The following is a 14,269-nucleotide window of genomic DNA, read 5'->3' as shown; positions in this document are numbered from 1 at the left end:
GAAACGATATATCGACATTGCGCGGGTGCACAAGCGCTTGCCTGTCGTGTGGCCGACCGACCCTGCAGCGACAACCTCAGATGCTGCAACGCGACTAGACACGAGTAACTCTCATAATTACGATGTAATTACTTTGACATTACGGGCTTGGCCCGGCGAGGCAGAGGCATGAGTCGACAGTGGGACGTCCAGGCCGAAAGCCGGCGCCAGCGCCTGCAGCGCGCCGCCGCACTGGCGCCGCAGGGGCGCGTGGTGGCCGCTGACGATGTGGTGGCATTGCTGGAAGCGGTGATCGAGCCCGGCGACCGCGTGTGTCTGGAAGGCAACAACCAGAAGCAGGCCGACTTCCTGGCGCGCTGCCTGACCGAAGTGGACCCCGCGCGCGTGCACGACCTGCACATGGTGCAATCGGTGTTGTCGCTGGCCGCGCATCTGGATGTATTCGAACGCGGCATCGCCAAGCGTCTGGATTTTTCGTTCTCCGGCCCGCAGGCCGCGCGCCTGGCCGGGTTGGTCAGCGAAGGCCGCATCGAGATCGGTGCCATCCACACCTATCTGGAATTGTTCGGCCGCTATTTCATCGACCTGACCCCGCGCATCGCACTGGTCACCGCACAGGCGGCCGATCGCCACGGCAATCTCTACACCGGCCCCAATACCGAAGACACCCCGGTGATCGTGGAAGCCACTGCGTTCAAGGGTGGCATCGTGATCGCGCAGGTCAATGAAATCGTCGACACCCTGCCGCGCGTGGATATTCCGGCTGACTGGGTGGACTTTGTCACCCAGGCGCCCAAACCCAATTACATCGAACCGCTGTTCACCCGCGACCCGGCGCAGATCTCCGAGATCCAGGTGTTGATGGCGATGATGGCCATCAAGGGCATCTACGCCGAGTACGGTGTGGACCGGCTCAATCACGGCATCGGCTTCGACACCGCAGCGATCGAGTTGCTGTTACCCACCTACGCCCAATCGCTGGGGTTGAAGGGCAAGATTTGCCGGCATTGGGCGCTCAATCCGCATCCGGCGCTGATCCCGGCGATCGAATCGGGCTTCGTCGAATCGGTACATTCGTTCGGCTCCGAGCTGGGCATGGAGAAGTACATCGCCGCACGCCCGGACATCTTTTTTACCGGCGCCGACGGCAGCATGCGCTCCAACCGTGCGCTGTCGCAGACCGCCGGTCTGTACGCCTGCGACATGTTCATCGGGTCTACGCTGCAGATCGATCTGCAGGGCAACAGTTCCACCGCCACGCGCGACCGCATCGCCGGCTTCGGCGGTGCGCCCAACATGGGTTCGGATGCGCGCGGCCGTCGGCATGCCAGCGCTGCCTGGCTCAAGGCCGGACGCGAAGCGGCAAAGCCCGGTGAAATGCCACGCGGGCGCAAGCTGGTGGTGCAGATGGTGGAAACCTTTCGCGAACACATGGCACCAGCGTTCGTCGACACGCTCGATGCCTGGGAACTGGCCAAGCGCGCCAACATGCCGCTGCCGCCGGTGATGATCTACGGCGACGACGTCAGCCACGTGTTGACCGAAGAAGGCATCGCCAACCTGCTGCTGTGCCGCACGCCGGAAGAGCGCGAACAGGCGATCCGTGGCGTCTCCGGCTATACCGCCGTGGGTCTGGGGCGCGACAAGCGCATGGTCGAAAACCTGCGCGATCGCGGCATCATCAAGCGGCCAGACGATCTGGGCATTCGTCCGCGTGATGCCACCCGCGATCTGCTGGCCGCGCGCACGGTCAAGGATCTGGTGCGCTGGTCCGGTGGGTTGTACGACCCGCCGAAACGTTTCCGCAATTGGTAAGGGCTCAGCATGGAAACCCTGCGATATCGCTTTGATGGCCAGCGCGGTGCACGCGCCGGGCTGGAACACGCGCTGGTTGGCGTGGTCGCCTCCGGCAACCTGGAAGTGCTGGTCGAGCGCGTGCCGCTCGAGGGCGCAATGGAAATTGACATCCTTACCGCCGCACGCGGCTTCGGCGCAATCTGGCAGGCCGTGCTGGACGACTTCGCCGCGCGTCACCCGCTGCGCGATGTGCGCATCAGCATCAACGATGTCGGCGCCACGCCGGCGGTAGTGAGTTTGCGCCTGGAACAAGCGCTGGATGTGCTGCAGGGAGCCGGCGCATGAGCACTGGTCCCATGGCCGAGCGCAGCTACTATGAAGCCGATGCACGCGACCGCATCGATGGCTTGCTGGATCCCGGCAGTTTTCGCGAATTCGTCGGCCCGCGTCGCCGCCTGATCAGTCCGCATCTGGCACAACTGGAGACACCAGGTGCCTTCGATGACGGCATCGTGGTAGGCGAAGGCACGCTACAAGGCCGCAGCGCGTTGATCGCTGCACAGCAAGGCGCCTTCATGGGCGGCGGCGTGGGCGAAGTGCATGGCGCCAAACTCACCGGCCTGCTGGAACGTGCCGCCACCACGCAACCGTCCGCAGTGCTGTTGCTGCTCGACACCGGTGGTGTGCGTCTGCATGAAGCCAACGCTGGCCTGATCGCGATCTCCGAGATCATGCGTGCCACCTTGAACGCGCGCGCTGCCGGCGTGCCGGTGCTGGCCCTGATCGGTAGCGGCAACGGCGCCTTCGGTGGCATGGGCATCGTGGCGCGCTGCTGCAGCGCGGTGATCATGTCCGAAGAAGGCCGTTTGTCGTTGTCCGGCCCGGACGTGATCGAAACCGTGCGTGGCGTGGAAGAGTTCGACGCGCGCGATCGTGCCCTGGTGTGGCGCGTCACCGGCGGCAAGCATCGCTACCTGCTTGGCGAGGCGCAAACGCTGGTGCCCGATCGCATCGGCGCTTTCGCCGATGCCGCGCTGGCCACGCTCGATGCACGCAACGAAGCGACCGGCGAGGCCGCATTGCAGGCGCTGGAACATACGCAGCAGCAATTGGCTGCACGCATCGATGCCTATGGCGATTGTCGCGACGGGCTGGAGATCTGGAAGCGCCAAGGCATTGTCGACGCAGAGCGCTTGCCGCTGCTGGACACCGAGGCTTTTCTCGCCGCGACTGCAGACCGGAGCATTCCATGGAACTGAGTCACTTGCTCGATCGGCTGTTCCCGCTCGGCCACGCCATCGCGCGCAACGACGATGTGCTGACCGGCAGTGCGACCACCGCAGCCGGCGAGGTCACCGTCATCGGTACCGCCAACAAGCTCGAAGTGGGGGTCGATCACGCCTTGGCATTGGCCGCCACCGTGTTGACGAGCACGCGTGCGCACCCGCAGCGGCCGATTGTGATGTTGGCCGATACCGCCGGGCAACGCTTGGCACGGCGCGATGAATTGCTCGGCATCAACGGGTATTTCGCGCATCTGGCACGCGCGCTGGATCTGGCACGCAAGCGTGGCGCGCGGCTGGTCACCCTGGTCTATGGCGAATCGGTTAGCGGCGGATTTCTGTCGTTTGGTTTGATGGCCGATCATATCCACGCATTGCCTGACGCGCAGATCCGCGTCATGGACCTGCGCGCGATGGCACGCGTGACCAAACAATCGGTAGACACCTTGCAAGCGCTGAGCAAAAGCTCGCCGGTGTTCGCGCCGGGCGTGGAGAATTACGTGCGCATGGGCGCGGTGGAATCGCTGTGGGAGGGCGATCTGGCGCAGGCGCTCCTGGATGCACTCGCCGCGCCGGCCGAGGGCGACCAGCGGCGTGCACTGGGCGCGCAACGCGGCGGGCGCACGCTGGCGCGCGATGTCGCCACAGCTGTGGCAGCGGGCGAGGCCTGAGCATGGCCGGCCGCCATGCCCTGGTGTGGTTGCGCGAGGACGCGCAGTGGCAGGCCGTCACGCCTGGCGCGCAGTCGCGGCTGCAGCAGTGGCTTGCTGCTGGTCTGCCAGCGGTGGTGGCGCGTGGCGATGGCAGCCAGGCAGCAGGCACCCTGCGGCTTGGTGTGCCGCTGCCCCCCAGCCAGGGTAAGCAGCGCCTGGCATTACAGGCGCACGTGGCCGATATCGCACGCTGCATCGCGCCGCTGACACTGGATGCGGTGATGCCACATGCGCCTGTCGCGGTGCAGCCGGCATTGCAGGCGTTACTCACCGAGGCGCAAACGCAAGTCTTGCACCCACGCGTGTTCGGCAGCTTTGCCTGGCAAGCCCTGACCGGCCTGGCGTACGTGCACGCGCAATCGGATCTGGATCTGTTGTGGTCCATCGAAACGCCAGCGCAAGCGCACGCGGTGGTCACGCTGGCGCAGCGCTGGGAGCAGCGCCACGGGCTGCGTGCCGATGGCGAGCTGCTGTTGCCCGACGACAACGCAGTGAACTGGCGCGAGTACGCCGGCAACGCGCAACAGGTGTTGCTCAAGTCTGACCAAGGCTGTCGACTGTTGCCGCGTGCTGCGCTGTTTCCGGTCCGGAGTGCGGCATGAGTGCGCAGCTGCAACAGAGCGGCGTTGCTGCTACGCCTGCGCTGCCGCGCGAGGTCGCATACCGGCTCGGCCGTCTTGCAGTTGGCGCCCTGCATGCAGAACTGGCCTGCGCGCCCAAGCCAGGGTTGGTGACGCCGTTCGACAGCGGCAGCCACACCGACATGGATGCATCCACCTTTGTGCGTAGCCTGTTCGCGTTGCGTGGCTATTTTGTCGCCATCGCTCAAGCCAGTATCGACCAAGCGCCGTTCGAGCGGCTGCGTCAGCTGGGTATCGAGGCCGAGGCCGCGATGCTGCGCGCCACCGGCTCCATCAATACCCACCGCGGTGCGATCTTCAGCCTGGGCTTGCTGACGGCCCAGGCGGCACGCATGCGTGTTGCGCACGGCCGGCGTCCCACCCCCGAACAGGTCTGCGATGGTGTACGCATGTGGCGCGATGCGTTGCAGGCTGCACCGATGAACCCGCACAGCAATGGCCAGCGCGTGCGTGCGCGATACCGCATCAGCGGCGTACGCGAACAGGCTGCTGCGGGATATCCATTGCTGCGCGAGATCGCACTGCCTACGCTGCGCAGCGCGCTTGACGGTGGCGCCACGCGTGAAGCGGCGTTGGCGCAGACCCTCATGCAGCTCGTCGCCGAGGTAGACGATCTCAATCTGTTGCATCGCGGTGGTTCCGACGGGCTGGCGTTTGCCAAGGCGCAGGCAGTCGCCTTCCTTGCCGACGGTGGCATCGCACAACCGCAATGGCGTATGCGCTTGCATGCGATCGGCCGGCAGTTCGTCGCGCGTCGCCTCAGTCCCGGCGGCAGTGCGGATCTGCTGGCCTGCGCATGGTTCCTGCATCGGCAGGAGATGGTATGAGCCGCGCTGGACTCGTATCCGTCGATCAAACGGTGGATTCGCGCATGCATGGGGGCGCCGATTTGCGTGCAGATGCGGCTCACCCTGTGCTTCGGCCCGTCGCAGCAGATGTTGCATATCGCTCATTGGTGCGAGCCCGCCTCCAGGTGCGCGGGCATCTTTGCCGCACCACGGAACGTCGCAACGCGCGCTCAAAGCATTCCAACCGAATCAGGCAGGCCAGCGCATGAGTCTGGCCGTGCTCTGCCCAGGCCAAGGCGGCCAACACGCCCAGATGTTCGCGCGCGTCGCCGATGCACCTGCGGCAGCCGCCGTCATCGCCAGCGCATACCGTGTGCTTGGCGCCGTGCCGCAAACACTGGCCGCAGATCCTGGGCGTTACGCCAATGCCATCGCACAACCATTGGTGTGCGCCGGCACGCTTGCCCATTGGCAGGCGCTGCGCGCGCAGCTTCCCACGCCGCTGCTGGTGCTGGGTTACAGCGTCGGTGAGCTGGCAGCGCATGCGGTTGCCGGCAGCATGTCGATCGAGACCTGCCTGCAGTTGGCGGCGACGCGTGCACGGTTGATGGATGCCGCCAGCCCGCAACAGGCCGGGCTGATGGCGGTGGTGGGGCTGCCATTGCGCGTCGTGGAAGCCTTATGCCAAACGCATGGTGCGGCGCTGGCCATCATCAACGGCGATGACCATGCCGTGCTCGGTGGCCCGCGCGCTGCATTGCAGGCGCTTGGCGATGATGCAATGTCGCACGGTGCGCGTGTCACGGTGCTGCCTGTCAGCGTGCCCGCGCATACGCCATGGTTGCGTTCCGCTGCAGATGGCTTCGCCATTGCACTGGCAACCGCACAGCTCATCGGACCCACGCTGCGCGTGATGGCGGGCATCGACGCACGTGCGGTCCGTACGCAAGCCTTGGTGATCGAGACGCTGTCCAAGCAGATCGCGCAGACCGTGCGCTGGCACGACGTGCTGGTGCAGGCGGCCGAGCGCGGTGCGCGCGTGTTTCTTGAACTCGGGCCAGGCAGCGCATTGGCGCGCATGGCGCGCGAGAGCGTGCCGGGCTGCGAAGCGCGATCGGTCGACGAATTTCACAGTACCCACGGGGTGGTCGAGTGGGTCAACGCCGCCTGCGAGCGTGCGGCATGACGATCAGGCAGGTGCTGCACACGGTGTAACCCCGGGATGGCGGGTGGCCATCCGTGCTGTACGCGTATCAGGTGTCTGGGAGGGCGCATGACCCCGCAAATTGCAACGATTCTTGGCTTGGTGATCATGTTCGTCGTTGCCACCGCATTGCCCATCAACATGGGTGCGGTGGCCTTCGCGCTGGCGTTCATCATCGGCGGCGTGTGGGTGGGGCTGGAGGGTAAAGAGGTGCTGGCCGGCTTCCCCGGCGACCTGTTCCTCACCCTGGTCGGCATTACCTATCTGTTCGCCATCGCGCAGAAAAACGGCACCATCGATCTACTCGTGCACTGGGCGGTGCGCGCGGTGCGCGGGCGCATCGTCGCCATTCCGTGGGTCATGTTTGTCATCACCGGCCTGCTGACCGCCTTCGGTGCGCTGGGGCCGGCGGCAGTGGCCATCATCGGGCCGGTGGCGCTGCGCTTCGCCAAGCAGTACCGCATCAATCCATTGATGATGGGCTTGCTGGTGATCCACGGCGCGCAGGGCGGCGGTTTCTCGCCGATCAGCGTGTACGGCGGCATCACCAACAAGGTGGTCGAAAAAGCCGGGCTGGATGTCAGCGAGATGGCGGTGTTCCTCACCAGCCTGGGCTTCAACCTGATGATGGCGATCATCTGCTTCTGCGCCTTCGGTGGGCTGAGGTTGATGCGCCGGCAGGAACTTTCGCTGGCCGACGCGCAGTACGTGCCGGTCAGTGGCGATCAGGCATCGCAGCGTCGCTTTGCCATCGAAGGCCATGGTGCGCTGGTGACGCCGGGTGGCGGCACGTTGTCCACCGACCCGCTGGCGCTGGAGGCGGTGTCGATCACCCGCGACCGCGTGATCACCTTGATCGGCCTGTTGGGCCTGGGCATTGCTGCGCTGATCTACAACCTCAACGTCGGCCTGGTGTCGATCACCGTCGCGGTGGCATTGGCGCTGATCTCGCCAAACGCGCAGAAAGGCGCGGTAGACGGCATCAGCTGGTCCACGGTGTTGTTGATCAGCGGCGTGGTGACCTATATCGCCGTGCTGGAAAAATCCGGCGCGGTGGATTACATCGGCACCGGTGTGTCGCACATCGGCATGCCGCTGCTGGGGGCGCTGCTGGTCTGTTATGTGGGCGGCATCGTGTCCGCATTCGCCTCGTCTGCGGCGGTGCTGGGCGCCACCATTCCACTGGCGGTGCCGTTCCTGATGCAGGGCCACCTGGGGGCGGCCGGGGTGATTTGCGCGCTGGCAGTGTCGTCCACCATCGTCGATGTCAGCCCGTTTTCCACCAATGGTGCGCTGGTGGTGGCCTCTGCCGCCAAGGAAGAACGCGAAGGCCTGTTCCGCCGTTTCCTGGTCTACAGCGGTCTGGTGGTGGTGTTGGGACCGCTGGCGGCGTGGCTGGTGTTCGTGGTGCCGGGCTGGCTGTGATCCGTTCCGTACGCAACAGCGTAGCGGGGCGCCCACGTAGAATGGGCGCCCCGCCCTCATGCCGACGACCTGCCCACCATGACCCTCGCTCCTGATTCGCGCGCCTCCAAAAAGCGCGTGCCGCTGTACGAGGAAGTGGCCGAGCGCCTGCGTCAGAAGATCTACGACTACGCGCTGCCGCCGGGCGAATGGATCGACGAGCCAGCCCTGGCCGAGGAACTCGGCATCAGCCGCACGCCGTTGCGCGAAAGTCTCAAACTGCTCGCTGCCGAAGGCCTGGTGCAACTGGATGCCGGCCGCGGCAGTCGGGTGACGCGGCTGACGCTGGAAGACCTCAATCAGCTGTTCCCGGTAATGGCGATGCTGGAAGGCCGTTGCGCGCACGACGCGGTCAAGCGCATCGATGCGGCCTGCGTGCAGCGGCTGGAAGACCTGCATGCGGCGATGGAAGCCGCATCGACGGCCGGCGACGTGGCCGAGTACTACCGCAATAATTATCTGATCCACGAAACCGTGCAGCAGTACGCCGGCAATCCGTGGTTGATCCGGGTGACGCACGATCTGCACCGCATCTTGAAGATGCATCGTGGCCGTCAGTTGTTGACGCCCGGGCGCATGGCGCAATCGCTGGCAGAACATCGCGCGCTGATGGACTGCGTGCGACGCGGCGATGCCGAAGGTGCCGAGCGCACCATGCACGGGCACCTGCTGAGCCAGGGCCAGGCCTTGGCAGCATACGTAGCGTCAGGGGGGATGTTGAACGTGCCGGCGCCGTTGCCGCGGATGGGCGGTGTGTAGTGGTTGCCGCGCTGCGTCCAAGTGCATGTGGCATACGGCGCAGAGCGCCGCCTAGATCCCTTCTCTCATAATGCGCGTTGCACGTTCTCCACCGAGTTGGACGACACCACCGCGAGCCGGGTGCCACCGGCGTGCAGCGCACTGAGGGTCTGCGCAATGCCAGGGAACAAGGCCGCCGGCGGTGCGGCGCGCATCAGCCGGATGAAGTTGGCCGCTACCAGCGGCACTCGCCAGGTGGGCAAACCGGACTGCTTGAGCAACGCGCGCGTGCTCAATCGACGGGCATCGTCCACCTCATGCGCTTGCGCTGCACGAAAGCCATGCTGCGCCGCGAGCAGCTGCTGTGTACTCAGAAAAAAACCGAACGAATCGGCCAGCGTGCCGTCGAAATCGAAAATGATCAGTGCAGCCATCGCAAGACGCAGGGCAGGGCGTCATAGCCTAACCAGGATTGCGCCTGCACCCACGCACACATGTCCCCACATGTGCGCGCAGGCGATGGGGCGCTCAGGCTTCTTCGAAGTGCGGCACGATCGGCGTATCGCTGTGCGCGCTCTGTTCGATGACCTTGCGCTGCATCGCGGCCAAGTAGGCGTCCAGCTCTTCGGTGGAGGCAAACACATCGCTTAATGGCACCGCCTTCACCACATCGAAGACCTTGCGGATCTGCGGTTGCGGATTGCTCACCAGCACCTTCCCGTGGCGCGTGGCCAGCGCCTTGCGTGCCTTGAAGATGCAGCGGATGCCGGCGCTGGAAATGTATTCCAGTGCGCTCAGATCCAGCACCAGCGTGGTGATCAGGGTTCCCAGCAACGGCGACAGCGCCGCGTCCAGGTCCTGGTAGGTGTGGGTGTCCAGCCGCCCAGTCAGGATGACGCGTTGACGGGTGTCTTGCGGCGGGTCGATCTGGATGGCAAGCGTGGTCATGACAAAACCTCGGGAACAGGGGCATACGGGTGAAGCAGGGTGACGCGCACCACGTTATATGCACCATCGCGGCGGTAGTCGATGTGATCGGCGAACTGATGCACCAAAAATAACCCCAGCCCGCCGATCGGACGCTGATCGAGCTCGGCATTCAGGTCTGGCAGAGGAATCGCGCGCGGGTCAAAAGCCTTGCCGGGATCGTGCAGCTCCAGCACCAGCGCTTGCGGATCCAGTTTCAGTTGTAGTCGTAACGGTTGTTCCGCGGGCTGACCGTGGGTGAGGGCGTTGCAGCCGAGCTCCTCCACGATCAGCCGCACTTGGCCGATGCGCTCTTCGCCCAGGCCCTCGCGCATCAGCGAGTCTTCCAGCGTGTCGGTGACATAGGCCAGATAGTCCAGCGACGGGGCGATGGCAAGCTCAAGCATCACGGTGTGGTTGCCTCCCCGGCAACATTTCGCCCAGCATGCTCCTGGCGCAGCCGAATCGCCAGCAGCGTGATGTCGTCGTACGGATCGGCCGTGCCGGTGAAGCGGGCGACGTTGGCCATTACCGCCTTGCACTGCGACGCTGCACTGCGATGCGGGTGCAGCGCCGCCTGTAACCGCTCCAATCCGTAGCTGGCGCCGTGCTCGTCCATCGCCTCGGTCACCCCATCGGTGTAGCCGAGCAAGGTCTGCCCGGCGCTCATGCGGCCCTGCAGCACCGGGTAGGACACCTGCGGTTCGATCCCCAGCGGTGCACCGGTTTCCAGCGGCAACGGGTACGCCCTGCCATCGATATCGATCAGTACCGGCGGCTCGTGCCCGGCGCTGGCCAACCAGTAGTCCCCGCTCACCACGTTGATCAGGCCGCACAGCACGGTGGCGAACATGCAGGTTTCGTTGTTTTCGGCCAGTCGGGTGGAAGCGGCAATCAGGATGGCGTCCGGGCGCGTGTACCGGCGCGCGGCAATTTCCAGCACGCTCACCGCGCGCGCCATGAACAGCGCCGCCGGCACGCCCTTGTCGGAGACATCGCCCACCACGAACCACAGCAAGCCCGGTTCGGTTTCGACGAAATGGTAGAAATCTCCGCCCACCGCCTTGGCCGGTTCCAGCCACGCGCAGGTTTCCAGATGCGAACTGGCGCGGTCGAAGGTGCGCCCGGAAGGCAGCATTGCCTGCTGTATCTCGCGCGCAATCTGCAGCTCGCTGTGCATGCGCTCGCGTGCGGCGGTCATTTCGCCGATCTGCGCGATGTGGTGGCGGATCGCATCGCGTGCGCTATCGAACGCGCGTGCCATCACGCCCACTTCGTCGTCGCGTTCGATGTGCTGCAACGGGTATTCGAATTCGCCACGACGAAAATGCTCGGCGGTATCGGTCAGTTCTTCGATCGGCCGCGTCAACGTGCGTGTGATCCGCTGCATCAACCACCACCACACCACCGCACCCAGCAGTGCCGCCAGCGCCACCCATGCCGCCAGCCAGTTCAGACCGGCCAGCACATAGCCTTCCGAGGCCGACAACACGAAGGTCCACCCGCTGCGCCCCACCGCCGCGCTATGGGTCAGAAAGCGCTCGCCGTCGGGCGAGGTATGTGTAAACGAAATCGGCTGGCCAGCAACGACCGCGCGTTGCAACGGCCGCAGATCCGGTCGCGAGCGGGTCACGTACGCATTCAACGAATGATGCAGATTGAGCGCGGGGTCGGGGCTGAAAACCAGCATGCCTTCCGGCGACAACAGCATCGGCTGGATGCCGATATCGCGCGGCAGCTGGTCGATGATCTCGCGCAGATGCTGCAGCGGCAGGTCCACGCTCACCATGCCCACCGGCGGCGCATCCGGCGCATCGCCCGGCCGCCGCAGCGGCAGGTTGTAACTGGTATACAGCTCGTTGCCGCCATTGGTGTTGAGGTACGGCTCGGACCACCACGCGCGGCCTTCGCGCTGCGTGCGCAGGTACCACGGCATCGCGCGATAGTCGTAGCCCAACTCCGCCGCCGACTTTTCGACGGTGCGCGTGCCGTTGCGATGCACGTACCAGACGAACCCCGTATCGCGGGCTTTTTGCGTTCGTGGTTCGATGATCAGCCGCGCTGCACCGATATCCGGGTCGCCACTGAGCGTGGCCAGCAGCAACGCGCGCAGGTTGAACGGCTGCAACCCCACTGCGCTACTGCTGGCCGCCAGCGTGCGCCCGCTCACCTGCACCGAATCGAGTAGCGCCGCCAGGCTGCGCGCGGTCTGCTCGGTCAAGCCATCCACCTCGGTGCGCGCCGCCTCCACCAGCTCGGCGCGCGCGCCCAGGTAGAACACCGTTCCCAGCACCGCCAGCAACACCACCAGCACGGCGGTGGCCGCCAGCAGCACGCGCATGCGCAAGCTGCGGTGCCAGGGCATGCGCACGGCGACCGATGTCTGTTGCGGCAGTGATCGCGAACGGTTGCGCATGGCGCGCTCTCTCCCTGGCAGCAACTGCGTCTGATGATGGCAGTTTCGCTGCCATGCACAACTTTCTATAGCAGGCTCATCCTCACGTGGCCTCGATTGACCGGCCGAGCGCGCGCGAACTAGATTGGCCGCCCACCTGCCACGGAGGCCGGCCTTGCGCCAGATTCTGACCCCAAGCCTGCTGGCCCTTTTGTTTACGGCCTGTAACTCCCCGGAGACCAGCATGACCCAGACCCATTCCCCCGCCACAGAGGCCACCGCAGAAGCCGACGTCGAGGCCGGAGGCCGCGGTCTTGCCAAGTTGAATCCGAGCCCGCGTAAGGCCTATGCGCTGACGCTTACCTTGGATAAGGCGCCGGGTCCGTTTGCGGCAGTGAATGGGTATGCGCAGTACGACGTCAGCAACGACAGCGAATGCGGCCAGATTCATCCTCAAATAGGCGTTGGGCAGCGCATCACGAGCAGCGAGCCTGTTGTGCTGAAAAAGGTCTCTGGGCAGGAATATCAAGGAGTCATCTATCTTGATCTCATGCTCGATGAAGATTATTACGGGCGTGGGGTCTGTCATTGGGGTATGACAGGTGCACGTGTTTCTCTGAAGGCCAGCGGAAAGAAAGAGGAAACCGCATTTTTGCCATTCATCGAGACCAAGGATGTCATTGCAGGAAAGCCGGTCACTCTGTACTTCTGGAAGGGCGGTTATCCCAAGGAAGATATCGCAGACTACGCCGATAATGGCTTGCCCTCGGCGTCGGATTTCAAGCCGGAATTGCGCGATCAATTATTCTCGGTAACGCTCGTCGCTAAAGAGGTTTCGCCGTGAAGCCTACCTCGCAGCAATACGCCATCCTTTCTAACGAGGGCTACGTCGATCACAAGGTCGGTAAGCGTGGCCCCGGTGACCGTGAGCGAGTGGATGTTGGCGGCGAGAGCTACGAAATTCTGGAACACGTCAACAATCGAAAGACGGGGTATCAGGGAACGATCTATCAACGCGTTAGCGGTGGAGATATCGTCGTCGCTCATCGGGGCACCGAGGAAATTCTGCGTGACGCGTTACAGGCAGATGGCTCCATGGTGCTTCAGCGCATCAACCCGCAGGCCGATGATGCGATAGCCCTGACAAAAAGTGCACTTGGCTATGCGGCCAAGCAGGAACAGCGCACTGGGCACGCTCCCGAGGTCACCGTGACTGGTCACTCGCTAGGCGGAGCGCTTGCGCAAATCAGTGCGCACCACTTCGATCTGAAAGGGGAAACCTTCAACGCCTACGGCGCAGCGAGCTTGGCGTATCGCATTCCGGAAGGTGGCACCAGCGTGGTCAACCATGTCATGGCGGCTGACCCGGTGAGTGCAGCATCTCCGCATTACGGAGAGGTTCGGGTGTATGCCAGACCTGACGAGATTGAAACGCTCAGCGCCATGGGCTACAGCAACAGCAGATTGAATTTCCTGATTCCCGATTCACCTGTGGCCTCCGCGGTCAATTCGTTGGGTTCGCACACCATCAAAAACTTCTTGGATGAACGATCCCCGCTCAATGACCCGCAGGCGCGTCAACTCGCAGATCAAAACAAGCGAATGATCAACGAGTACCGATCCGATCTGGACGGGATCCGCGCCGGGATCACCTTGTTGAGTCGGGGGCCGAAGGGCCTGGGCCAAGACGCCATCGATGCCATCCGCGGCCAGCTTGCGCCGGGCGAGCCGGCCAGGCGCGACGCGCGCGAGCATGGCAACAACCACACGTCGTTGCGGATCGATCAACCGGGGCATGTGGGCAATGCGTTGTTCCAGGATGCCCAGCGCGGCGTGCATGCGCAGGATGCACGTGCAGGGCGCACGCCGGATCAGCACAGCGCACAGTTATCCGGTTCGCTCGCATCGGAAATGCATGCCGCTGGCGGTCAGCGCATCGATGCGGTGATGATGAGCCCAGATGCCGCACGGACCTTCGCTGTGCAAGGTCGCGTCGACGACCCGGCACAGTTGCGTGTAAGTGTCGAGACCATGGCTGCAATGAACACCCCGTTGGAGCAGAGCAGCCAGCGTGTTGCCGAAAACGCAGCACGCCAGTCGGTCGCGCTGGAACAGCAGCAGTCGCAGACCCAGCAACAGCAGCAGGGTGCACGCGCCATGGGGTGAGTGGTGCCAGGATCGTGTAACGGTTGCGTCTGGGTGCAGTGACATATCGCCCACGCGCGCATGGCCGCAAGGCGCCGAGCCTGCGCCTGCGCATGAGCATGAGCATGAGCATCT

14 protein-coding genes and 1 pseudogene are annotated in these 14,269 nt (G+C 64.4%); 11 read left to right on the top strand and 4 right to left on the bottom strand.

The features are described 5' to 3' along the window. Positions 1–168: 168 nt before the first annotated feature. From mdcA to XpruCFBP8353_RS08705, 9 genes are all read left to right on the top strand, one after another. The gene (gene mdcA, locus XpruCFBP8353_RS08745) at positions 169–1,815 is read left to right on the top strand and encodes a malonate decarboxylase subunit alpha (RefSeq protein WP_101362868.1); all 1,647 of its coding nucleotides are present in this window, start codon (positions 169–171) and stop codon (positions 1,813–1,815) included. 9 nt (positions 1,816–1,824) lie between these two features. Then, the gene (gene mdcC / locus XpruCFBP8353_RS08740) at positions 1,825–2,142 is read left to right on the top strand and encodes a malonate decarboxylase acyl carrier protein (RefSeq protein WP_101362867.1); all 318 of its coding nucleotides are present in this window, start codon (positions 1,825–1,827) and stop codon (positions 2,140–2,142) included. Between the two features lie 11 nt (positions 2,143–2,153). Further along, entirely contained in the window at positions 2,154–3,056 is a 903-nt protein-coding gene (locus XpruCFBP8353_RS08735) for a biotin-independent malonate decarboxylase subunit beta (RefSeq protein WP_101362866.1), read from the top strand. After that, positions 3,047–3,751, top strand: a complete 705-nt coding sequence (gene mdcE, locus XpruCFBP8353_RS08730; protein WP_101362865.1) for a biotin-independent malonate decarboxylase subunit gamma — start codon at positions 3,047–3,049, stop codon at positions 3,749–3,751. The genes XpruCFBP8353_RS08735 and mdcE overlap by 10 nt, the downstream gene beginning before the upstream one ends. Positions 3,752–3,753: 2 nt before the next feature. Continuing rightward, complete coding sequence (gene mdcG / locus XpruCFBP8353_RS08725; RefSeq protein ID WP_101362864.1) at positions 3,754–4,395, top strand: malonate decarboxylase holo-[acyl-carrier-protein] synthase; 642 nt, start codon at positions 3,754–3,756, stop codon at positions 4,393–4,395. Continuing rightward, the gene (gene mdcB / locus XpruCFBP8353_RS08720; RefSeq protein WP_101362863.1) at positions 4,392–5,261 is read left to right on the top strand and encodes a triphosphoribosyl-dephospho-CoA synthase MdcB; all 870 of its coding nucleotides are present in this window, start codon (positions 4,392–4,394) and stop codon (positions 5,259–5,261) included. The genes mdcG and mdcB overlap by 4 nt, the downstream gene beginning before the upstream one ends. A gap of 226 nt (positions 5,262–5,487) precedes the next feature. Further along, on the top strand, positions 5,488–6,408 hold the full coding sequence (gene mdcH, locus XpruCFBP8353_RS08715) for a malonate decarboxylase subunit epsilon (RefSeq protein ID WP_101362862.1): 921 nt from the start codon (positions 5,488–5,490) through the stop codon (positions 6,406–6,408). A gap of 87 nt (positions 6,409–6,495) precedes the next feature. Then, a complete protein-coding gene (locus XpruCFBP8353_RS08710; RefSeq protein ID WP_101362861.1) occupies positions 6,496–7,851 on the top strand; it encodes an SLC13 family permease in 1,356 nt (451 codons plus the stop codon). A gap of 78 nt (positions 7,852–7,929) precedes the next feature. Beyond that, the gene (locus XpruCFBP8353_RS08705; protein WP_101362860.1) at positions 7,930–8,649 is read left to right on the top strand and encodes a GntR family transcriptional regulator; all 720 of its coding nucleotides are present in this window, start codon (positions 7,930–7,932) and stop codon (positions 8,647–8,649) included. Between the two features lie 68 nt (positions 8,650–8,717). On the opposite strand, the pseudogene XpruCFBP8353_RS08700 reads toward XpruCFBP8353_RS08705, so the two are convergent. From XpruCFBP8353_RS08700 to XpruCFBP8353_RS08685, 4 genes and pseudogenes are all read right to left on the bottom strand, one after another. Further along, positions 8,718–9,062: pseudogene (locus tag XpruCFBP8353_RS08700) on the bottom strand (HAD hydrolase-like protein); the annotation flags it as partial. Positions 9,063–9,156: 94 nt separating this feature from the next. Next, the gene (locus tag XpruCFBP8353_RS08695; protein WP_101362859.1) at positions 9,157–9,576 is read right to left on the bottom strand and encodes an STAS domain-containing protein; all 420 of its coding nucleotides are present in this window, start codon (positions 9,574–9,576) and stop codon (positions 9,157–9,159) included. Next, the gene (locus XpruCFBP8353_RS08690; RefSeq protein WP_101362858.1) at positions 9,573–10,004 is read right to left on the bottom strand and encodes an ATP-binding protein; all 432 of its coding nucleotides are present in this window, start codon (positions 10,002–10,004) and stop codon (positions 9,573–9,575) included. Before XpruCFBP8353_RS08690 ends, XpruCFBP8353_RS08695 begins: the two co-directional genes overlap by 4 nt. Continuing rightward, on the bottom strand, positions 10,001–12,010 hold the full coding sequence (locus XpruCFBP8353_RS08685) for a SpoIIE family protein phosphatase (RefSeq protein WP_101362857.1): 2,010 nt from the start codon (positions 12,008–12,010) through the stop codon (positions 10,001–10,003). Before XpruCFBP8353_RS08685 ends, XpruCFBP8353_RS08690 begins: the two co-directional genes overlap by 4 nt. 223 nt (positions 12,011–12,233) lie before the next feature. On the opposite strand from XpruCFBP8353_RS08685, the gene XpruCFBP8353_RS08680 reads away from it, so the two are divergent. Both XpruCFBP8353_RS08680 and XpruCFBP8353_RS08675 read left to right on the top strand, forming a co-directional pair. Continuing rightward, entirely contained in the window at positions 12,234–12,833 is a 600-nt protein-coding gene (locus XpruCFBP8353_RS08680; RefSeq protein ID WP_207759604.1) for a hypothetical protein, read from the top strand. Beyond that, positions 12,830–14,155 carry an XVIPCD domain-containing protein gene (locus tag XpruCFBP8353_RS08675; protein WP_101362856.1) on the top strand — a complete coding sequence of 442 codons (1,326 nt, stop codon included), beginning with the start codon at positions 12,830–12,832 and terminating at the stop codon, positions 14,153–14,155. The genes XpruCFBP8353_RS08680 and XpruCFBP8353_RS08675 overlap by 4 nt, the downstream gene beginning before the upstream one ends. The last annotated feature ends 114 nt before the right edge of the window (positions 14,156–14,269 follow it).

The organism is Xanthomonas prunicola (genome assembly GCF_002846205.1).
GTDB classification, from domain to species: domain Bacteria; phylum Pseudomonadota; class Gammaproteobacteria; order Xanthomonadales; family Xanthomonadaceae; genus Xanthomonas; species Xanthomonas prunicola.
This window is presented reverse-complemented; position numbering and strand designations above follow the sequence as displayed.